At 38.9% G+C, this 21,663-nt stretch carries 22 protein-coding genes; 12 read left to right on the top strand and 10 right to left on the bottom strand.

Annotated features, from left to right (window positions below):
* Window positions 1-131 precede the first annotated feature (131 nt).
* Window positions 132-1,382: a metallophosphoesterase gene (locus JWR87_RS16660; protein ID WP_297822239.1), complete on the bottom strand. Its 1,251-nt coding sequence runs from the start codon at window positions 1,380-1,382 to the stop codon at window positions 132-134.
* 239 nt (window positions 1,383-1,621) lie between these two features.
* On the opposite strand from JWR87_RS16660, the gene JWR87_RS16655 reads away from it, so the two are divergent.
* The 5 genes from JWR87_RS16655 (at window position 1,622) to dapB (ending at window position 5,737) form a co-directional block, all read left to right on the top strand.
* Complete coding sequence (locus tag JWR87_RS16655; RefSeq protein ID WP_297822237.1) at window positions 1,622-2,302, top strand: metal-dependent hydrolase; 681 nt, start codon at window positions 1,622-1,624, stop codon at window positions 2,300-2,302.
* A 35-nt stretch (window positions 2,303-2,337) separates the two neighbouring features.
* Window positions 2,338-3,138, top strand: a complete 801-nt coding sequence (locus JWR87_RS16650; RefSeq protein WP_297822235.1) for an AAA family ATPase — start codon at window positions 2,338-2,340, stop codon at window positions 3,136-3,138.
* A 231-nt stretch (window positions 3,139-3,369) separates the two neighbouring features.
* On the top strand, window positions 3,370-4,284 hold the full coding sequence (locus JWR87_RS16645) for a ParB/RepB/Spo0J family partition protein (protein WP_297822233.1): 915 nt from the start codon (window positions 3,370-3,372) through the stop codon (window positions 4,282-4,284).
* 17 nt (window positions 4,285-4,301) lie between these two features.
* Window positions 4,302-4,955 (top strand): DUF5683 domain-containing protein, encoded by a 654-nt coding sequence (locus tag JWR87_RS16640; RefSeq protein WP_297822231.1) that lies wholly within the window; start codon window positions 4,302-4,304, stop codon window positions 4,953-4,955.
* A 65-nt stretch (window positions 4,956-5,020) separates the two neighbouring features.
* Window positions 5,021-5,737 (top strand): 4-hydroxy-tetrahydrodipicolinate reductase, encoded by a 717-nt coding sequence (dapB, locus tag JWR87_RS16635; protein ID WP_297822229.1) that lies wholly within the window; start codon window positions 5,021-5,023, stop codon window positions 5,735-5,737.
* A gap of 123 nt (window positions 5,738-5,860) precedes the next feature.
* On the opposite strand, the gene JWR87_RS16630 is transcribed toward dapB, so the two are convergent.
* The 5 genes from JWR87_RS16630 to JWR87_RS16610 form a co-directional block, all read right to left on the bottom strand.
* Complete coding sequence (locus JWR87_RS16630) at window positions 5,861-6,832, bottom strand: NAD(P)H-quinone oxidoreductase (RefSeq protein WP_297822227.1); 972 nt, start codon at window positions 6,830-6,832, stop codon at window positions 5,861-5,863.
* Window positions 6,833-6,901: 69 nt separating this feature from the next.
* Entirely contained in the window at window positions 6,902-7,141 is a 240-nt protein-coding gene (locus JWR87_RS16625) for a hypothetical protein (protein WP_297822225.1), read from the bottom strand.
* A 45-nt stretch (window positions 7,142-7,186) separates the two neighbouring features.
* Entirely contained in the window at window positions 7,187-7,765 is a 579-nt protein-coding gene (locus JWR87_RS16620; protein WP_297822223.1) for a hypothetical protein, read from the bottom strand.
* A 370-nt stretch (window positions 7,766-8,135) separates the two neighbouring features.
* Window positions 8,136-8,777, bottom strand: a complete 642-nt coding sequence (locus JWR87_RS16615) for an META domain-containing protein (RefSeq protein ID WP_297822221.1) — start codon at window positions 8,775-8,777, stop codon at window positions 8,136-8,138.
* Between the two features lie 703 nt (window positions 8,778-9,480).
* Window positions 9,481-9,909, bottom strand: a complete 429-nt coding sequence (locus JWR87_RS16610; RefSeq protein ID WP_297822219.1) for a CBS domain-containing protein — start codon at window positions 9,907-9,909, stop codon at window positions 9,481-9,483.
* Between the two features lie 220 nt (window positions 9,910-10,129).
* On the opposite strand from JWR87_RS16610, the gene JWR87_RS16605 reads away from it, so the two are divergent.
* Together JWR87_RS16605 and JWR87_RS16600 are read left to right on the top strand one after the other, a co-directional pair.
* Window positions 10,130-10,342: a hypothetical protein gene (locus JWR87_RS16605; RefSeq protein ID WP_297822218.1), complete on the top strand. Its 213-nt coding sequence runs from the start codon at window positions 10,130-10,132 to the stop codon at window positions 10,340-10,342.
* A gap of 1,207 nt (window positions 10,343-11,549) precedes the next feature.
* Window positions 11,550-11,702: a hypothetical protein gene (locus tag JWR87_RS16600; protein WP_297822216.1), complete on the top strand. Its 153-nt coding sequence runs from the start codon at window positions 11,550-11,552 to the stop codon at window positions 11,700-11,702.
* A 277-nt stretch (window positions 11,703-11,979) separates the two neighbouring features.
* Here JWR87_RS16600 and JWR87_RS16595 read toward each other — a convergent pair whose 3' ends face one another.
* The 4 genes from JWR87_RS16595 to rpsO all read right to left on the bottom strand — a co-directional run bounded on the left by JWR87_RS16595 (window position 11,980) and on the right by rpsO (window position 16,313).
* Window positions 11,980-13,020: a CocE/NonD family hydrolase gene (locus JWR87_RS16595; protein ID WP_297822213.1), complete on the bottom strand. Its 1,041-nt coding sequence runs from the start codon at window positions 13,018-13,020 to the stop codon at window positions 11,980-11,982.
* 250 nt (window positions 13,021-13,270) lie between these two features.
* A complete protein-coding gene (locus tag JWR87_RS16590) occupies window positions 13,271-13,441 on the bottom strand; it encodes a hypothetical protein (protein ID WP_297822211.1) in 171 nt (56 codons plus the stop codon).
* A gap of 271 nt (window positions 13,442-13,712) precedes the next feature.
* A complete protein-coding gene (gene pnp, locus JWR87_RS16585) occupies window positions 13,713-15,875 on the bottom strand; it encodes a polyribonucleotide nucleotidyltransferase (RefSeq protein ID WP_297822209.1) in 2,163 nt (720 codons plus the stop codon).
* A gap of 168 nt (window positions 15,876-16,043) precedes the next feature.
* Window positions 16,044-16,313, bottom strand: a complete 270-nt coding sequence (rpsO, locus tag JWR87_RS16580; RefSeq protein ID WP_297822207.1) for a 30S ribosomal protein S15 — start codon at window positions 16,311-16,313, stop codon at window positions 16,044-16,046.
* Window positions 16,314-16,512: 199 nt separating this feature from the next.
* On the opposite strand from rpsO, the gene JWR87_RS16575 reads away from it, so the two are divergent.
* The 5 genes from JWR87_RS16575 to JWR87_RS16555 all read left to right on the top strand — a co-directional run bounded on the left by JWR87_RS16575 (window position 16,513) and on the right by JWR87_RS16555 (window position 21,540).
* Entirely contained in the window at window positions 16,513-16,959 is a 447-nt protein-coding gene (locus JWR87_RS16575) for a DoxX family protein (RefSeq protein WP_297822205.1), read from the top strand.
* Between the two features lie 186 nt (window positions 16,960-17,145).
* Complete coding sequence (locus JWR87_RS16570) at window positions 17,146-18,246, top strand: glycosyltransferase (protein ID WP_297822203.1); 1,101 nt, start codon at window positions 17,146-17,148, stop codon at window positions 18,244-18,246.
* 109 nt (window positions 18,247-18,355) lie between these two features.
* On the top strand, window positions 18,356-19,480 hold the full coding sequence (locus tag JWR87_RS16565) for a glycosyltransferase (protein WP_297822200.1): 1,125 nt from the start codon (window positions 18,356-18,358) through the stop codon (window positions 19,478-19,480).
* Window positions 19,481-19,607: 127 nt separating this feature from the next.
* Window positions 19,608-20,927, top strand: coding sequence for an MATE family efflux transporter (locus JWR87_RS16560; protein ID WP_297822198.1), 1,320 nt, complete (start codon window positions 19,608-19,610; stop codon window positions 20,925-20,927).
* Between the two features lie 160 nt (window positions 20,928-21,087).
* The gene (locus tag JWR87_RS16555) at window positions 21,088-21,540 is read left to right on the top strand and encodes an Hsp20/alpha crystallin family protein (RefSeq protein WP_297822196.1); all 453 of its coding nucleotides are present in this window, start codon (window positions 21,088-21,090) and stop codon (window positions 21,538-21,540) included.
* Window positions 21,541-21,663: the final 123 nt, after the last annotated feature.

Below are 21,663 nucleotides of genomic sequence, written 5' to 3'. Positions count from 1 at the left end.
GTATGACGAAAGGATAACGTTCAAATTTCAGTCTCCAATTTTCAAAATAATTATCATTTTAGGAAACAGTTCTCCCCTACCCGTTCAAAATAAAATCGGTTCTAGATACTTAGATAAAGAAGTTATGCCATCTATGCCAGTTCAATTACTGTTATTTCTGGCATGATACCTACCCGTCCAGGGTAACCCAGAAAACCATAACCCCGGTTGACATATAGCTTTTGGTTACCTTCTTCGTACAAACCCGCCCATTGTCTATATACCCATTTTACAGGGCTCCATTTAAAAAAAGGTGTTTCAAAACCAAACTGCATACCATGAGTATGACCGGCGAGGGCAAGATCAATATCGTTGTACTTAGGGCGTACCTCAGCATCCCAGTGAGTCGGATCATGGCTCATCAAAATTTTAAAAGGATATTTTTCGGCACCGGCATATGCCAGATCCATTTTCCCATATTTTGGAAATCTCTTCAGGGCACTCCAGTTTTCTATACCAAGCAAAGCAATACTGTCGCCATTCCTTTCGAGAGCCACATGCTCGTTCATCAACAGTCGCCACCCCATCTGCCCATGTATGCCTTTAAGTTTTTCAAGGTTTTCCCGCTTCGCCTGCAGCGACGGCCAATTTACATAATCTCCATAGTCATGATTGCCTAGTGTACTATACACACCTAAGGGGGCCTTCAGCCTGCCAAAAACATCAACATAATTGTGCATTTCAGTGGAAACGTCATTAACAAGGTCGCCTGTAAAAAGTATCACATCAGGATTTTCCTTTAAAATCATGTCCACTCCTCTACTGACCGCTTCCTTGTTAGCCAAACTTCCCGAGTGCACATCGCTGATTTGAACGATTTTCAAACCTTTAAATCCTTTAGGCAAATTGTTATAAGAAAGGGTTATTCTTTGTACATGATAGTTGTATTTATTGCTAAATCCATAGATAAACGTTGCTAAAAAGGTTCCCCCAACACCAACGCCTAACCAGCTAAGAAACGCCGAACGACTAATACTCCACGCAGCATTGTTATTAGTATCATCAATGTTTTCGGGAAACATCTTGCTTAAAACCCAGGTAATCCCTCTCCTGGCGTCGTCAATTAAAAAGAATATGGTTGCTAATAATTTCGCGATAAATAGGCCGGCAATAGTAGCAAAAAGGTAATTTCTCACATTTTTTGGCCAGCTATCGGTATTCAGATAAGGAAGTAAGACCAAAAAAGCAACTGCAGAAACAGAAATAGCCCAATAAAGTGTATAAATTAAAAGCCGGGTTTTTTCTGTTGCACCCGAAGCCAATGTTTTCAATACCTGGAAAACGTACAGGTCAAGCATTAGCATAATAACAATAATAATCCACCAACTACTCCTATTGCGCATGTCTCTATTTTTTGCAAAAGTAAAGTGAACTGTCCTGTATCTTCTTTCAGGATGTTGAAAACTTGCCCAAAGCTGTTAACCAATTATAAAGCAATTTGTTTAAGTAAGCTGTATTTTTGCCGCAACCGTAAAACCACTATTAAAAAGAAAGGGCCGCAGTTAGTGAATTTGAAAATTGAGAACTACGCGTACCACTACAACGGTTACTGTGCAAACAACACTAATTTAAAAAGTAAAATATGCTACTAACAAGTTTTGGACACGCTTGTTTTTCTGTAGAGATTGAGGGTAATACAATTCTGTTTGACCCATTTATCACTCCTAATCAATTAGCGGCAAGTATTGATATAAACACTATTGAGGCTGATTATATTTTTGTATCCCATGGTCACAGCGACCATATAGCCGACTGTGTTAGCATTGCAAAACGTACAGGTGCAAAAGTGGTTTGTGCGTTTGAGGTGGCGGAATGGTTAAAAAAACAGGGAGTAGAAAACACCCATCCTATGAATACAGGAGGCAAGTGGTCCTTCGAGTTTGGAACTGTTAAATGTGTAGTAGCCCACCACAGCGGCGGCCTTCCTGATGGTTCTTATGGCGGCAACCCTCTTGGCTTTCTTTTCATGACGCCCGAGGAAAACTTTTATTACGCCGGCGACACTGCTTTAACCCTCGATATGCAGTTAATTCCAAGGTGGGCAGAACTAAACTTCTGCATTTTACCTATCGGAGATAATTTTACTATGGATGTAAAAGATGCAATTATCGCTGCCGATTTCCTAAAGTGCCACGTAATTGTTGGAGTACATTATAACACATTCGGATTTATTAAAATTGATACGCAAGAAGCAGTCGCTGCTTTTAAGGTTGCGGGAAAAACATTACTATTGCCTGAAATTGGGCAGACAATCGAATTATAAGTAACCTTTCTAAATAGAATACGAGAATAATTGAAATGGGAAGAATTATTGGTGTGGCAAATCAAAAAGGCGGAGTTGGCAAAACAACTTCAGCAATTAATTTGGCGGCAAGCTTTGCTGTTTTGGAATACAAAACGCTATTAGTAGACGCTGATCCACAAGCAAACAGCACCACCGGCGTTGGTTTCGATTTACACAACATCACCAGCAGCTTATACGACTGCATGGTTAATAACACATCTTCGCACGACGTAATTTTAAAAAGCGAAATACCCTTTTTAGACGTTATTCCTTCACACATCGATCTTGTTGGCGCAGAGATAGAAATGATTAACTATCCTAACCGCGAGAATGTTATGAAGCATTTACTTCAATCGGTAAAGGATCAATACGACTTTATTGTAATTGACTGTTCGCCCTCGCTTGGCTTAATAACCGTAAATGCTTTAGTTGCCGCCGACAGCGTAATTGTTCCGGTTCAGTGCGAATTTTTTGCATTGGAGGGCTTAGGGAAATTATTAAATACTATTAAAATTGTTCAAAACAGGTTAAATCCAGGTTTACAGATTGAAGGTATTTTAATGACAATGTACGACGGTCGCCTCCGCCTTTGCAACCAGGTCGTTAGCGAGGTTAGAAGGCATTTTGACGAAATGGTTTTCAGTACAATTATCCACAGAAATACAAGGTTAAGCGAGGCGCCCAGCTTTGGCAAGCCCGTAATTTTATACGATGCTGATAGTAAAGGAGCTGTTAATTATCTCAATCTCGCCAAAGAAATATTACAAAAAAACGATCTTACACGCATTACCCAGGAAGAAAGGATGTTAGACTGAGTAAGTTCTGAGCTTTGGGTTTAAAGTTTTGAGTTGGTAGTATATAATATTTTTTGCCTGGCATTTGCACCTACTTTCAACAGCCGTTGCGTCGCACTCTTGTACTAAAATTCTTTATTGAGCCCGTGCAGCTAGCTGGCGCTTACGAAAACATCTACCCTCAACTTCAAACTCAAAACCTAAAACCCTAAACCCACACTTAAACCTTCTTTCCCCGTAACACGAACAACAATGAACCAGCCAAATAAAAAAGACGCACTAGGAAAAGGAATCAGGAGTCTTTTACAAAATATAGACTCTGATTTAAAAACTACTGCAGGCACATTAAAAGCACCCGTAGTTGAAAACGTAACAGGAATCAGCAGGATTGCAATGGATAAAATTTCTATCAATCCAAAGCAACCTCGCCGTGATTTTGATGAACAATCCCTAAATGAACTTGCTGCTTCTATTAAGCTACACGACATTATTCAGCCCATTACGGTTACACAACTGGAAGGTGGAAAATACCAGTTGATCAGTGGTGAAAGAAGGTTGAGAGCAGCTAAGCTTGCCGCGCTTAAAGATATTCCGGCTTATATAAGACATGCAAACGACCACCAATTACTCGAGCTGGCGTTATTAGAAAACCTGCAACGCGAAGATCTGAATGCGATTGAGGTTGGCCTAAGCTATAAGCGTATGATGGAGGAGCTTGATTACACGCAGGAACAAGTTGCCGAAAGGATGGGAAAAGAAAGAAGCACAGTTACGAACTACATTCGTTTATTAAAACTTCCACCAGACATCCAACTTTCAGTAAGAAACGGCAGCTTGAGCATGGGACATGCACGAGCTTTGGTTAACGTTGACACAGTTGACAGGCAGCTTTTCATTTTTAACGAAATAAAGGAAAAAGGCCTGAGTGTAAGGCAAACCGAAGAGTTGGTTCGCCAGCTTTATAAAAATGAAGAGAAGGGCGCTAAACCTTCAAAACCAACATTGCCTCCCGCCTACAAACGAATTGAAGATAACCTGGCTTCTCACTTTGCAACGAAAGTGAAACTTGCTCATAACAAAAACGGTTTTGGAAGCATTAGCATAGACTATTATTCTTTGCAGGAACTAAACAAAATTTTAGAGCAAATGAATGTGCCGACTTCTTAGAGGTTGGATCAGCTACTATGAAAGATCTGAAAAGATTAATATGTTTTTTTCTTTTATTGCATACCACTGCTGCTTTTGCACAAACCGGTAATCCCACCGTTATTCGTACAGACTCAACCACCCAAACTAAAAATCCTGCATTTACCAGGGATACAGCTATAAAGATTGTAAACAAGGATACTATTAAAACAGCATCAAAACACAACCCCGGCACTGCTACATTACGTTCGCTTATGTTGCCCGGTTGGGGGCAGGCTTACAACAGGGAATACTGGAAAATTCCCATTGTTTATGCAGCTGTCGGTACAATGGCGGGATTTTGGGTGTTTAACAATATGTGGTATAAAAGAACCAGGGATGCGTACGACATCAGGGTAAACCGACCGCAGGACTCACTCCTCATTAACCCCAAACTTCAACCGCTCGCAACTACCTCACTACAATTTTATCGCAACGCCTACCGGCGCGACAGAGATTATTCAACCCTTTATTTTATTCTTACCTGGGCGCTCAACATTGTCGACGCTACGGTTTTCGGCCACCTAAAAGAATTTGATGTAAGTGAAGACCTTTCGCTTAGAATAAATCCTGTTATCAATAAAAATGCAAAAGGTCTAAGCCTTGTTCTTGGACTTAAATCTCCTACACATAAGGTATCTTTGATTCCCTAGAAATCGATATTTTCTAAAATATCCTAATCAAAAACACTTTAATTAAAACGCTGTAAATCGCTTACATGAAAATTGCATTACTCGGCTACGGTAAAATGGGCCATACTATTGAAGAAATAGCAGTAAAAAAAGGGCATGAGATTGTTTTAAAAATAAACATTGACAACGTAGAGGAGATGACTTTAGAAAACCTAAGGAGAGCTGACGTTGCAATTGAATTTACCGGCCCCGAAAGTGCAGTAGAAAATTTACAGAAATGTTTTGAAGCGGGTGTTCCGGTGGTTTGTGGCTCTACAGGGTGGCTGAATAAATGGGACGATATAACAACCTATTGCAATGAAAGAGACGGTAGCCTGGTTTATGCAAGTAATTATAGTATTGGAGTAAACCTCTTTTTTGAGTTGAATACCTATTTGTCTAAGCTGATGAAAGATTATGATGAGTATGATGTTAAAATGGAAGAGATCCACCACACGCAAAAAAGAGATGCGCCTAGCGGAACTGCAATAACGCTTGCAGAGCAAATCCTGCAAAACGTTAGCAGTAAAAAACAGTGGGTTAATCAACCGGTTGATAATAAAGAAGAGTTGGTGATTATTAGTGAAAGAGTCGATCCTGCTCCCGGAACGCATAAAATAAAATACACTTCTCAAATTGACGATATAGAAATTATTCACACCGCTCATAATCGTATAGGTTTCGCAGGCGGCGCGGTTAAAGCTGCCGAATTTATAAATGGTAAGAAAGGGATATTTAGTATGAAGGATGTGTTGGGCTTATAAATACCAGTCCGCTTTATCAATGTACATCAATTAATTTACCTAAGCCGAACGGAGCGTCGCAAGCAAAGCCCATAGTAGTGCTAAAGCTCGATCCAAAAAACCTAATAAGAGCCAGGGTGCATATTATTCGTTAATCAAAACGATCTTCCCTATGTGCTCACTGCTTTCCATTAGTGTATGTGCCTGCGCAGCTTCTGCTAAAGGGAATTGCTTATAAATAACTGCTTTAAACTTTTTACTTTCAATAAGTGGCCATACATTTTGTTCCACTTCAGCAGCTAACTGTGATTTAAATTCAGACTCCCTGTTTCTAAGCGTACTGCCCGTAATGGTTAAACGACGACGCATAATGTCTGAAACATTAAAAGCAGACTCACCACCCTTCATGGCATTGATAAAAACAAGCCTGCCCTCAGTCTTTAAAAGACGAATGTTTTTAGGTATGTAATCTCCTCCGATCATATCAAGTATTACGTCAGCACCTTTACTTTTAAGCACCTCCTCAAAATCGTCCTTCTTATAATTAATGCACTTGTCCGCACCCAGCGATATACATGCATTGCACTTTTCATCACTTCCGGCAGTAGTATATACTTTAGCACCCATCGCCTTGGCTATCTGGATAGCGGTGATCCCAATACCACTGCTTCCACCATGTACGAGGAATTGTTCGCCGGCTTTTAAAAGGCCGCGTTGAAACACATTGTGCCACACCGTAAATACAGTTTCAGGAAGCGAGGCCGCCTCGGCAAAAGTACAATTGGCAGGAAGGCGTAAACAATGGCTGGCATTAGCAACGGCGTATTCTGCGTACCCTCCGCCCGCAATCAATGCACATACTGCATCGCCTTTTTTCCATCGGGTTACGGCCTCTCCAACTTCTTTAATCACCCCTGCCACTTCGAGACCTGGTACATCAACAGAAGCGCCCGGAGGCGGTGGATATAAGCCCTTTCGTTGAGCAACATCAGGCCTGTTAACGCCTGATGCATGTACTTTTATTAGTACCTGGTTTGAAGTTGGCGTAGGAATGGTCTTCTTACAAAGTTGTAAAACACCAGGTGGACCGGGACGAAGAATTACAATAGCTTTCATGAAAGAGTGTTATGAGACCTTCTTTTTGTAGTCACCGCCGTGCAAGTGTAAATACTGATAGAAACGCTGTTAAGGCAACGTCTCTTTTTGTTGCTCTTCTATTAACTTGCCTAATTGTGTTGCCAAATCAGATTCGCCTTTTCCTGTCTCATGCCACCGAACTGTACCTTCGTCATCGACGAGCTTCAATAACTTTAGCTCTTGTTCAAGTAAATACACTTTATAGTGCATATTGCTGCTTTCGCAAAACGGCTTCACCTTCACATATGTCTTATCGAACTGAACATAAAAATCGTTATCGCAATTCATAAAGTAAGGGGTGATGGCATGAGGAATGGTATAAGAAAAAAGAGATTATCTAACCTTCATTGTAACCTTTACGCTAATTGACAATGCCTTAGTAGTATATCTTCTAAGTTTACCATATACGTTATAAGTCAGCTTACTACCGTTTAAATAAGGCCTGAGTTCAGGAGCATTCTCGGGAGCAGTGTATGTAACAGTTGGCGTATTGGTCTGAGGAAAAGTTAGCGAGGCAACCTCTATTTCAGCCGTATTCTGGCTTGCGTTAGATGCAAAAGTAAAACGGGCACTTTCGAAATTTGAAAAGTTATTTTGCTCATCAGCATTGGACATGTTGAAAATTATCTGTTTTACCTTAACTGATGTGACGTCTCCTGCACCAAATTGACCGTTTGTCTTTGCCTTAACGGCGCTGTCTAAATTGAAACTTTGTGATAGGGAGCCAATAGATTGCTCACTTGTTGGAACAGGGAAACCAGGAGGTAGTGGTGGTGGTGCGGGAACAGTAAAAACAACTTCGGGAACCTCTACATCCACACCTGAAAATACCGAATTGATGATTTTTTTACAACTAGTTATTACTGCTACAATTACAATTACTAATAGAACTGATACGCTTAATTTTTTCATTTGTGTTTTTCTTTTGACTTTAATACAATAGGTATGCCATTATAGGCATTAGAATTTATACCTTATTTACTAAACGAATAATTAGATTTGATCGGTATTTTATAAAATACTTATTTTTCTTTCATTCAAATGTCTGAACAAATCCTATTGTTCTATGTTCTATTTTTCGCTGCGCGATAAGCTTCTAACGCGGTTTAGGTCGAAGGCTAAGAGGAGTTTACGAAGACGACTGCAAGTAAATTTTAGAAGCAAAGTTGCCCCATTCGAAGACAAGGTTTAGAGTTTAAAGCGATAAGGAAAATGTCTTTAGGTGTATCCGAATTATCTAAAACAGATTTCGAAAACGCAAATTGGATAACAGTTCGAACGCTCATTTTTTGACAAACGTTAGCACCACATTGTTACCATTCATTAATTCCAGTCTACCGTTATCGGCTCTGAAAGTATTTATTCTTTTAAGGCTATCTAAATAAGCCTGTTCATCGTACTCTCCCAAACACACCATCCTGGTAGAAGCAGCTCCATCTAACAATAATATTTTGCTTCCTGTTATCTTATAACGGCCCGAATATTTGTTGCAGCCTGTAAAGCCGGAAAAAGTTTCGTTTGCACCAAAAAAGCTAATACTGGGTTTTTCAACTTTATGCATCATCTCTTTTTGTGAAGGAGTTATTTGTTTTACAGGTGTAGCCATTCTCTCTATATTCACTTCTGTAGTAGTCCTGGTTTCTCCGTTAACGATTGTTGATCTGGTCACACTATCCCGCCTGATTTCTGTACCTGGTGCTAACTTTTTAGTTCCCATATCTACACTTGGCTTTGACCTTTGTATACCAGATGCAAGTACCCATGTTCCCTGTAATTCTTTAGGCACCCCAAGTTCGCTCCGACCTTCAATGGGAATATACTCTGTAATGGTACTGGTATCCCTACTATCTTTTTTTCCGCTCTGTGCATTACCTGTATCAGACAGAAAGAAACTAATAACTCCAAGCAGTAATATATTTTTCATAACCTAGGTTTCAAAGTTTTCCAACAATTTCATGCCATCTTAAATATGCCGTTTACTTCTTCTTATGCAACCGTTCATCATCCGGAACTTTAATTTATAAAGCGCCTTCACCGATTTTTGTTAATCTCTATAAGTTTGCAACCTTTACCTTATTATTAAATAGAACGAGTTTTGGAGACCCTGCAAATAAAGAAAATACTTGTCACCGCAAGATGCAGAGTTGCTATTAAACGAACGGGTGCTAAATGAACGACTGAAACTACACATGAGGCAAGTTGGCAAACTAATGCATAATTGGTTAAAAGAAAAAGAACAATTCGCAGAGCAGGGTCAATGGCTGGCAAATGGTGGGCTTACTGTGATAGCTTGTTGAGATCAGTGGCCGCACCAGCACTGGGAAAAAATTATAGAATAATTAGAAAAAAGAAATGTTGATGCCAACGAGTTAAGTGTACTTATTTATGCTTACTCTTTAATGCGTCCTGTTGAATACAAAGGAATGGGCCTAAAAGGTGTAAGAAAACGGTTGAAGAACAAAGCCTTTGCTGCTAACGTTCGCGGGATGATATAAACGAAGGACGCTGCAAACAGGGCTGGTCTAACTACAGGTGAAGTGGTTGAATTTATTTAACCGGCAGTGATCAGTACAGGTTAAACGGATGCGCAAAATAAATAGATAGCCTTATGGTAAAGCTGTAATTTCCTACGATTGTATATAGTTCTGCAGATGAGAGATCGTTTCGTATTGACTCAGTATGGTTTCAGTTACCACATCGTTTATTGATATTATACCAGCTAATTCATCATTTTGCATCACAGGTAGATAACGCAAGTGATGCCCGGATAACAATTTCATGCACTGCTCAATAGTATCTTTTGGTGTGATAACAGGAAACGACGAAGACATAATATCTGCTACAGTTGTATCATCGGAAGAACGTCCTTTTAAAATAACTTTTCGTGAATAATCTCTTTCAGTCATTATACCTTTAAAAGCTGCCCCTTCCATAACCACAACAGAGCCAATATTTTTATCAGCCATTGTTCTTAGGGCATCAATAACAGGGGTTTTAGGATCAACAGTTATAACTGTGATTCCTTTTCTTGCCAGTATCTGAGCAACAGTTCTCATAGCAGTAATTTTATTATTAGATTAAATATAAGAAAAGATTATTTCAGTTTTTCAACTTTTATTACGCAATCCTTTTTTTACCCACCTATATAATTTACGTGCTTTTTATTCCTGATCATACGAAATTAGTTATACCAATAAAATGAGCAGAAGGTATATCTTTGCCACCCAACAGTTATGAAAAAATTTAAACAATAACCTGTAAAAAGTCTTTTAGCGCATGGATATCGATAATTTTAAAAAGTTGACATTAGAACAAAAGCTTTCAGAGATTAAATATAATGGACAAATTCTCGGCCCATACGAACGCAATAACGAAAATGGCGGCGCAAAAGTTCCGGGAGATATTTATGAGTTGTACGACTTTTTTGTTTACTTAAGCGAAGACGAGACCTTTGTAGTACCCTCCCGAAGAAATCCCTTACCGATCTAAATAAACACTTATTATTCCAGAGAACTTAAGGATAGTTCTACAAAAATGCTTCCTTCCATTAAAATTGGTAAGCTGTTTCCTTTATTTGATAAATTAGAAAAAGTGTATAAACAGCGGCTGCCTCTTATCCTTTGCATACAAGGGACACGCCTGGTTTATGGAGGTTTTCATTACCAGGATTAGGTGAACTGTTTGATATCGTTTTTGCACCTAATCAGCATTTATCTTTTTTAAAATCCTAAGAGGTCGGAAGGGCGCTTTTGAAGGAATATTCATTTTTGCAGAAGATATCCTCTTTTTTCTGACTTTATTCCTTGTCGGCGTGGCAGTTTTAAGAGTACCGATAACGTTTTAAGTAAAGACTTAGCTGAGTAATTGCATTACTTCACTATTAATATAACTTGAAATGCGATCGCCTCTTTTATAACCAACAGCATCTACTAATGATGCTTCTGTTGTGTCACTCACGTGTACGAAAGTTTTTTCAAGCAGCTTTTTCACTTTATGTAATTGACCTTATCAGCAATACTTTTTATAACTACATCAGACATACATTCAACTTCCACTAATTTAGAAACCTCCCTTACTTTGTTCTAAAAGGCTCCTGGTAGAAAAATACTATATTCTTCTTCGTATAAAATTTTTCAAAAATAGAAATGTTATTAAGATTATTTAATTCTCTATTGACAATATTCGAATATCCATTTAACTTTAGGTATGGTAATTTTTTCATTTATTAAGTCCAATTAATCGGTTTACAGCCGAAAGAGTTACAATTCTACTTGTAACAAGCTTTTCAACAGTGATCAACTTTGTGGGATTACTATCAGTAAAAGGAAAAGCTTTTTTAAGGTCAAAAAAGCCCGGGAGGGCGTGAAACAAATCGCGGACTTCAATTATTAAATGGGTAGAAGCAAGAAGCCGAAGAAATAGTTTCAAGAGAAATGCTCCCTTTCTTACAGGCCGCCGGTAACTGAAGACCAAATATCAGTGATCGACAGCCTGTTTTTTTGCAATTCCACTTCGGCTTGCAACAGTACTTCTCCACAAACTTTTTCCACAGCTGTAAAATTTAAGTCACTATTTGCAAAAAAGGGATAGTGGGAACAGCTTAAATAACATAAGAAAGGTTACGAGCTGATGAACTCTCAACTCTTTTGATCGTACAAATGAAAAAGTTATATTTGCTGTACTTAAAAAATTACTTATGTCGTTACCTACCAACAATAAAAAGAACGAAACGCAGGGAAATAAAAACCAAAAGGACCAGGGAAAAGGGTCTAAGTTTTTAAAAAGTTCTGCAAAGCCAGCGGCGGTCACTAAAAAAGTTAGATCAACCGGCGCAAATAGAGGAAGCTAACCGACTATTTTATTTGTAGTTACTCAATTCGTCTTAAACCTTCGGATCATAATTAAAGTTGAAAGAAAAGTAGTTACTGCTCAGAAAGGTGAAGAGCAGTAACTACTTTTTTCTTTAGAACAAAACATTCCGAAGCTTTCAATGATTTTTACGATCGTTCTGCAATCTCTATAATCGCTCGTAACCAACGATGTCTCGAAACAATTCCTCATAGCCTTTGAATATCAGTGCTAGTCCCAAAAGAGTAAGAAAATTTCACGAAAGTCAGATGTAATGCTCACAACCATTTTTTAAAAAACTCCATTATATCCTGACGCATTTCGCGGGTTTCTAAATGTCCTACATTATACACACGTAGCTGCCATGCGTCCGAAGCTTCATCGTGTTTATAAATTTCTTTCAAATTTCGGTCAATTTTTTCCAAACCCTTCAAAGGCGTTAAGGGGTCGAGTTTACCTGCCAAGCCGAAGTGTGGCCTGGGAGAAATTAAACCGTTAATCTGAGAAGTTGTAAAATGATTTAATAAATCAGGAACGTAATAGTATATACCATGTAAGGCCAGCCCTTTTTCTGCCACTAGTTCCTGGTAGTCGGTTAAACAGCAAATGTCAATGCAAACTTTAATACGCTCATCAAGACCAGCGATCCACCACGACATAGTACTGCCCATCGACATTCCTATAGTACCTATGCGTTTACTGTCAATATCAGATCGCGATGATAGATAGTCTAATGCTCTTAAATTGTCGTACACCATCATTCCAAACATTACCTGGCCATTCCAAAGCATCTCTTTAAAGATATCAGACTCACTCGTTCCTCTCCGCTCTCCGAAACCCCACATATCTAAACATAAGCCAGCATATCCGGCACGGGCAAGTGCGAGTGCATATGGCGGGCTTTGCATTTCCTTTCGCCCTTTTACAAATTCATCTTTACCAACCTCATATTGACCAAAGTGAGAATGGTTGAAGAGAATAGCCGGAATTTTTCCGACAGCATTTTTAGGTCTCGTGTAATATGCAGGCACTTCTTGCTGGCCGTTTATGTCAAACAGTAATTTTTCAATAATCATTTCATCGGTCTCTTCCCTTGAGATAATTTTTACGGACATCGGCCGGTTTCTGTCGGGCAACCTTCCCAGTAAATTGTACAACTCTTTTCTCCTTTTCCGTTTATTCTGAAATAATTCTTCCTTTTGATCTGAGGTTTTCATTATAGCTGGATGGGTTTTAAGAGTCTGATGATGGCTGACACAACCATTAGTAAAGCAAATAACAAGCAAGCAAAGCAGGACCAAGAGTGGTTTAAATTTCATCTACAGATTTCATTTACAGGTAAGTTAGGGCATTTTAAAAAGAGTTTCTTCAACCTAATTTGAGAATCGATTGTAGAACAACAATGGGTGCTAAATATAACTAAGCAGGTAAGTTGGGCGGGTTACTTTCACTCGTGGTCAAACAGACGCAGCAGTATAAAACGCAGCAGCCCAAACAACGCCATGAAGAATGTTGGATATTAACGAATTCGCGGATGAACAATCAAGTAGTATGATTCAGGAAAAAAATTTACTCGTCGTCTCCGCAATCAATGTAACCGCAATTCAGGCACTCGTAACACTGCTCGTTATCGTTCAATACAAGAACGGCCTCACAACGCGGACATTCTCTTTCAGTGGTTTTTATGCGAACGCTTAGACTTATAACTGGTTCAACTTCTGCAACGTTTTGCTGTTTCATCTTATTGATATTTATCCTGTGAAGAATTATTGATAAGTTGGTTTTGGTGTTGCTCCCGCAAAATTAAAATGGAATATGACATCTACAATTAACGAGTTAATCACAGGTGTAGATAAGTTGCGTATAGAATTAACAGTACAAGAGAGTGACACAACAATGTATCATCAATATTTACAGATGGTCTAAAAAGCTGCATAAACCTCCCCCGGTATAAAACAAAAATGACCTGTTTTACAGGCCATTTTATTTATTTTAAAAACTAAGATTTATCCTAGTTATTGTCTGTCCTTCTCTCCTGCGGCTGCTCCCGGGGTTGAAAATCAGGTTTCGGCATTAATGCTTTACGGCTAAGTTTAAACTTACCTGTCTTAGGATCAAGTCCGATCAATTTTACTTTTACCACATCGCCTTCATTCAAAACCCCTTCCATAGTATCAAGACGTTTCCAGCTTATTTCACTGATGTGCAATAACCCCTGTTTGCCAGGCATAAATTCAACGAATGCGCCGAACTCTTTTATTCCTTTTACAGTTGCCTCATACACATCACCTACTGCCGGAACAGCGACAATGCTTTTAATCCAGGCTACAGCTTTATCTACACCTTCTTTTATAGGTGAGAAAATGCTTACCTCGCCTACATTACCAACCTCTTCGAGATTGATAGTTGTACCGGTTTCGCGCTGAATTTCCTGTATAACTTTACCCTGCGGTCCGATAATGGCACCGATAAATTCTTTATCGATAAACAGTTTCTCCATTCTTGGGGCATGCGGCTTAACCTCGGGACGGGCAGCAGGCATACATGCATACATAGCATCAAGTATATGTAAACGTCCACGGCGTGCTTGCTGAAGCGCCTGTGTCATTACTTCCATGCTTAATCCATCTACTTTAATGTCCATTTGCACACCGCAAATTCCATCACGGGTACCTGTAACTTTAAAGTCCATATCGCCCAGATGATCTTCATCACCAAGTATGTCTGTAAGGATAGCATATTTACCATCTTCACGGGTAATTAAACCCATTGCAACACCGCTAACGTGTTTTTGAATAGGAACACCAGCGTCCATTAAGGCGAGCGAACCGGCACATACAGTAGCCATAGATGAAGAACCGTTACTTTCAAGAATATCGCTAACAATGCGTACAGTATAAGGATAATCATTACCTGGCATCATTTGTTTCAGGCTGCGCAATGCAAGGTTACCATGTCCAACCTCTCTGCGTCCGACACCTCTCATCATTTTAACCTCGCCGGTAGAAAACGGCGGGAAATTATAGTGAAGAATGAAATTGCTGTAATCAGACTTGGCGGCACTTTCTATTAAAAGCTCGTCTAACTTAGTACCAAAAGTAACGGTTGTAAGTGATTGAGTCTCACCCCTTGTAAACAATGCAGAACCATGTGGAGTTGGAAGAGGATCTACTTCCATAGTTAATACACGAACATCTTCCAGACCACGGCCGTCAAGCCTTACTCTGTCTTCAAGCATCATGTTTCTTACTTCTTCCCACTGCAGATCGGCGTAATATTTCTTTGCAAGCTTCTTTTGCACATCTGTAGCGTCTTCACCAAGACTTGCAATTAATTCATTCTTTATAGTACTAAAAGCTTCGCTTCTTGCATGTTTGCTTGATCCGCTTCTTGCAATTAGTCCAATTCTGTCTTTCGCAAAATCAATTACTTTTTGTTTAATTTCTTCGCTTTGCTCTGGTTTAGCATACTCTCTTACTCCCGGTACACCTACTTTACTTCTCAGTTCTTGCTGTGCCTTGATGTGAACCCGGATAGCATCGTGCGCAGTTTGCAAGGCATTTACCAAATCGTCTTCCGAACACTCTTTGGCTTCACCTTCCACCATCATCAGGTTTTTATCAGTAGCAGCTATAATAAACTCATAGTCTGCTCTTTGTAGTTCTGACCGTGTAGGATTAATAACTATCTGGCCATCCACTTTAGCAATTTTTGCCTGGCTAATGATTTCTTTAATGGGAATATCAGAAACGGCCAATGCTGAAGATGCAGCAAGACAAGCTAACGAATCAGGCATCACTTCTGGATCACTCGAAATAAGGCTAACTAAAACCTGTACCTCACAAAAATAATCGTCGGGAAATAAAGGACGAAGTGAACGGTCAATTAAACGACTAGTTAAGATCTCGTAGTCGTTTAACCGCGCTTCTCTTTTGAAAAAAGAACCTGGAATACGGCCTGCTGAAGCAAATTTTTCCTGGTAGTCTACTGACAAAGGAAAAAAGTCTTGTCCTTCGCGGGCTTCGCGATTTGCTACAACCGTAGCTAATAAAATACAATTGCCCTGGCGAACGGTAACAGCACCATCAGCCTGCCGGGCAAGTTTTCCTGTTTCAATTGTTACTTCACGGCCACCGCCAATATCGAAAGTAACATTAATGGGTTGAGATAACATATAGGTAACAATGTTTGAATACGGAACAGCAGGGACAAAAAGGAGGGACAAAGAGCGCCCGACATTCCGGTTAATAAATTAAAAAGGATGACCAATGGGGACAAACACAAAAAACTATTCCCAACTAATGCATGATCAGTTGGGAATAGCTATTATCATTCGAAAAACTTATTTTCTTAAACCCAATCTTTCAATCAATCCGCGATAACCTTGCAGATTGTGCCTCTGCAAATAAGTGAGCAAGCTCTTACGCCTACCAACTAGTTGCATCAATCCACGATGGGTAGAAAAATCTTTTTTATTTGCTTGTAAATGTTTTGAAATCTGGCTGATACGTTCAGTCAGTAAAGCCACTTGTCCTTCTATAGAACCTGTGTTTTGAGCTCCACCACCGAATTCAGTAAAAATGCTTGTTTTTTTCTCTGTTGTTAAAGACATTTCGAATTGTTTAAATAGACACCAATTTTTTATTTTCTTATAATTGGCTGCAAAAGTAGTAAAATAATGTAAACTGTTGAAATTATAAAACTAAACTTCTTATAATTAATTTTTTCACAGGAAAGTAATTGGTTGTTATTTGAATTGAAAAAAATTAAAAGTATTTTAGTAGTAGTTCTTTCAAAACAAAAACTTCCATATGAATCGCATAGAACGTATAGAGCACTGGGGTGATACCCATCACCCAAAATGGGTAGACATAGTTCGTATAGGACTAGGAATTTTTCTTTGTTATAAAGGAATTGACTTTCTCCGTAATATGGGAATTATGACCGAACTAATCTCAGGCAAGCTTTCTTACGGTTCGTTTTTTATTGTCATGCTTGGCCACTATATTGTGTTTGCTCACATTCTTGGTGGTATCTTTCTTACGCTGGGCGCTTTTACACGGTTTGCATGTCTTATCCAAATTCCAATATTACTTGGCGCTATTATTTTTATTAATTTTTCTCAGGATGTGCTTAGACCTTACTCTGGTTTTATACTTTCTATACTAGTGTTGCTCTTACTTGTTTATTTCCTGGTGGCAGGAAATGGTCCGATTGCATTTAGTTTTGACGAAAAAGAAGAAAAAGTAAAAAAATAATTTGAATCAAAATTCTTAGTGGGGCACTGTTGAGCATTTTGGCATATTGCATACACTGCAATTATTAGATTTAAAAAAACATCAATAAATTCTCTTACCCATACCCCTTCTCCCTACATATCTCCTAAAAACTGCTCATGATCGTTTGGTTTCTTCAATGTTATATTTGCCTTTAACCTGTAAATATTGAAAAGCCTCACCTTCTCGGTAATTAATGACCTTACTTACGACCAGCGAATGCAGCGCATTTGCACTTCACTCGCAAATGCTGGCTATAAGGTTACTTTAATAGGCAGGCAGCTTCCTAATTCTCATCCGGTTAAAGCTACTTTGTATAAACAAATTCGGGTTTCGTGTTTTTTTGAGAAAGGGAAATTGATGTACCTCGAGTTTAACCTGCGACTATTTTTTGTTCTTTTATTTACTTCAACTGACTGCTACATTTCTATTGATCTTGATACTGTTATCCCAAATTATTTTGCTTCTAAAATTCTAAAAAAGAAAAGAGTATACGATGCACACGAGCTTTTTACCGAGCTAAAAGAAATTGTTACACGACCATTTATTCAAAAGGTTTGGCTAAGGGTAGAAGGATTTGCATTGCCGAGATTCATTCACGGATATACGGTTAATGAATTTATAGCAGCAGAGTTTAAAAGGAGATATGGATGTGAATATGCGGTAGTAAGAAACCTACCTACTCTCACAAAACTGCCTGGATATTCTGATAACACAGATCGTTTTATAATCTATCAAGGTGCGGTAAACGAAGGAAGAAGTTTTGAAACACTCATTCCTGCAATGAAAAATGTAGGCGCTAAATTATTGGTTTGTGGCGATGGAAACTTCTTTAAACAAGTACAGCAACTAGTTGACAACGAAACAGTTGAAGCAAAAGTAGAACTGAAAGGAATGGTTCCGCCTGACGAATTGAAATTAATTACTCCGAAAGCTTATGCAGCGGTTATGCTGTTTGAAGAAACAGGTTTAAACCAATACCAATCCTTAGCTAACCGTTTTTTTGATTACATCATGGCCGGTGTTCCGCAAGTTTGTGTTGATTTTCCAGAGTACAGAAAGCTTAATGAGAAATATCAAATAGCAAGTCTTATCCCCGATACCAAACCTGACACGATTGCGAATGCTTTAAACAATCTGCTTAACGATGCTGTTTACTACAACACACTCCGTAAAAACTGCCTGGTAGCGAGAGAAGACCTCAATTGGCAAAACGAAGAAAAGGTATTACGGAATTTCTATAATGAACTTTTTGACGCTGAGGAATAACAAGTTACAGAGTTAGCTTCGAATTTAGCAAGGTGACTATGCGAGTAAATTGCACAAGTGTGCGACGCAACAATGGCGATAAAAGAACGGCTGAAAGGTTAATAAAATAATGGAAAAGCACCTTCATATAATTTGTTTAAATGTCCCCTATCCTGTTGATTATGGCGGTGTTTTTGACCTTTTTTATAAACTTTCTGCCCTACAACAAAGTGGCGTGAAGATCCATTTGCATTGTTTTAAATATGGGAGAGACGAGCAACCTGCTCTCAATCAATATTGCGATAGTGTAGACTATTACAGGAGAAACGAAGGTTTAGCGTCCTTATCATTAAGTTATCCGTACATCGTTAAAAGTCGGAGCAGTAACAAGTTGCGTGACAGGTTAAGCCAAGACGATTACCCTATTTTGATGGAAGGTATACATTGTACATACCTGTTAAACGATAAGCGATTTAAACAAAGAAAGTGTTTTGTAAGGTTGCATAATGTAGAACATATTTACTATGGCCATTTATACACTTTTACAAAATCCCCTTTTAAAAAGCTTTATTTTTTATGGGAAAGCTACTTGCTGAAGAGTTACGAAAGATCTATCACTAACAAGGCTGCTTTCTTCAGTGTAACCCAGAAAGATGCGGAAATTTATAAAACAATGGGGTGTACAAACATTCAATCTCTTCCTTTGTTTTTGCCCGGTTGGAAGGTAAATAGTGGGGAAGGTAAAGGCTGTTTTTGCCTTTATCATGGAGACCTAAGTGTGGCTGAAAACGAACAGGCAGCCACCTGGCTTTTAGAAACCGTTTTTAATGACTTAAGCATACCCTTTGTGATTGCCGGAAAAAACCCGTCCGAAAAACTCGTTAAGCTTGTCCGTAATAAGAATTCGACTTGCCTAATTGCAAATCCCGAGGAACGGGAAATGCAGGACTTGATCGAAAAGTCGCATATCAACATCATTCCCTCCTACAACTCTACAGGGATTAAAGTAAAGTTATTAAACGCTTTATATAATGGACGGCACTGCCTTGTAAATGAAGCGTCTATAGAAGGAACCGGTCTTGAAAAGGTATGCAATATAGCGTCAACTGCGCAGGAATTTAAAAACGCCATAAATGCAATTTACGATCGCCCTTTTCCTATAGAAGAAATAGATTTAAGAAGAGAAGTACTTGATAACGTGTTCAATAACACTCATAACGCGAATAAAATAACAGACAGTATTTGGGGTAATTGAACTGGAAGAAAGAACGGCCTTCTTCTCTAAAAGATAGAAGCGTTTTTTGGCGTTTTTTGAACCAAAGCCGCAAATACTAATAGAGCCGCCCTATGTATTCTAAGTCGAAATGTTACTTTTGCGGCAGATGTTCAAAGAATTCTCTAAGACTTTAAATATTGCTGCTCCACTTATTATTAGCAACATCTCCCAGGTTGGACTAGGATTAATTGATAGCGCAATGATTGGAGCAGTTGATTACCAGCAGCTAGCTGCGTCATCGCTTGTTATTAATATTATTTCTATTGCACAAGTCCTGGGTATGGGAATGGCCATCGCCATATCACCCCTAACCGCTATTGCAAACGGACAAAGAAATACTTTTCAGGCTTCAAAAGTTTTATTTAACGGATTTCTTCTTTCAACCATTGTTGCCATTCTCATCGCCGTCACACTGATTTCTTCATACAAGCTTTTATTCAATTTAGGACAAGATCCACATGTTGCTGCTTTATCTGTCCCTTTTTATAAGCTAATGGCCTGGTCACTTATTCCCATGCTTATGTTTGCTTCGGTAAAACAATTCTGCGACGGCCTCGAGTACACAAAAACCGCTATGACCTTGTCGTTGTTATCCCTACCCATTAATGCTTTTTTAAATTGGATTTTTATTTATGGCAGGTTTGGTTTCCCTCGGATGGAATTAGCAGGTGCGGGGTTGGGAACACTGATTACCAGGTGCTTAATTGTTGTTATCTTAATTATTATTGTATGGCGACACAAAATATTTCAACCTTATATAGAAATCAGAAAACAAGCATGGAAGGCCGATGTGAAAACATGGAAAGAGCTACTACATCTTGGTGTACCAACCAGCCTCATTTACGGGATGGAAGTGGCGGCCTTTTCAGTGTCTGGAATTATGATTGGATGGTTAGGAGCAACGTCACAGGCAGCCCATCAAATTGCCCTTAACCTTGCTACCGCAACTTTTATGGCGGCTGCGGGTTTAGCACTAGGTGGATCTATACGGGTCGCAAATGCATACGGAAGAGAGGAAAAAGGATTATTACGCCGCATAGGAGTTAGTACCATTGTGGGGGGATTGATTTACGGGTTCATCTGTGCCATTTTATTTATAATACTAAAAAACCAGTTACCTCTACTCTTCACCAATAACGCCGAGGTCGCCATTGTTTCATCTTCTTTGCTTGTCTTTGCTGCTTTATTTCAAATTTCTGATGCAACGCAGTCTATAGGTGTTGGGCTATTGAGAGGAATGAAAGACGTTAAAGTACCGGCTGCCTTTGTTGCCATTGCATATTGGCTAATTGGTATACCTGTCGGTTATTTTCTATCTTTTAAATTACACATGGGGCCGTCCGGCATTTGGCTGGGGTTCGTTACAGGACTATCAGCCTCTTCGGTACTCCTTAATACAAGGTTTTTAAATAAAAGTAAGGTTTAAAATAAAAGTAGTTTCACTACCTCTTCTTGACATTTTTTCTCTTAAACTGACAATACACCAATCTTTTCTGAAAAATTTACAGCGCGTCAAGTGCTGGCATTTTGCTTGATTTACTTCTGGCGTAAACCTTAATTAACTTAAAATTTAAAAGGAGGCTATTATGACACTCGCAAAAAGAAACGGAAATTTAATTAACTCTTTGCCTGGATTATTTGACGACTTCTTTACCAGGGATTTATTTGATTGGGGCAATTCTAACTTTTCAATGACGGGAACAACAGTACCAGCCGTAAACGTAAAAGAAACCGCAGAAACTTTCGAAGTCGAAATGGCCGCTCCCGGAATGAAAAAAGAAGATTTTAAAGTAGAACTGAATAACAACGTTCTTACCATTAGTTCAGAAATGAAACATGAAAACGAGGAAAGAGACGGCGAGCGCTGGACAAGGAAAGAATTTAGCTACCAAACGTTCCAAAGAAGCTTCCAGCTATCAAGAGAAGCAGTTGATGCTGATAACATTCAGGCAAAATACGAAAACGGTGTTCTTCATTTAGTTATACCAAAGCGCGAAGAAGTAAAACAAAAACCAGCAAGGCTGATAAATATTTCATAATCCAACTAACTTTTAGAAAAAAGCCATCATTCAAATGGTGGCTTTTTTGCGTTAATTTGAGCAGGAAAGATATTGGGCACATCTCACTTACGCCGGTAATCCAAACCAAAACGTCCTTAATAT

It is taken from the genome of Segetibacter sp., assembly GCF_025963695.1.
Classification (GTDB): domain Bacteria; phylum Bacteroidota; class Bacteroidia; order Chitinophagales; family Chitinophagaceae; genus Segetibacter.
This window is presented reverse-complemented; position numbering and strand designations above follow the sequence as displayed.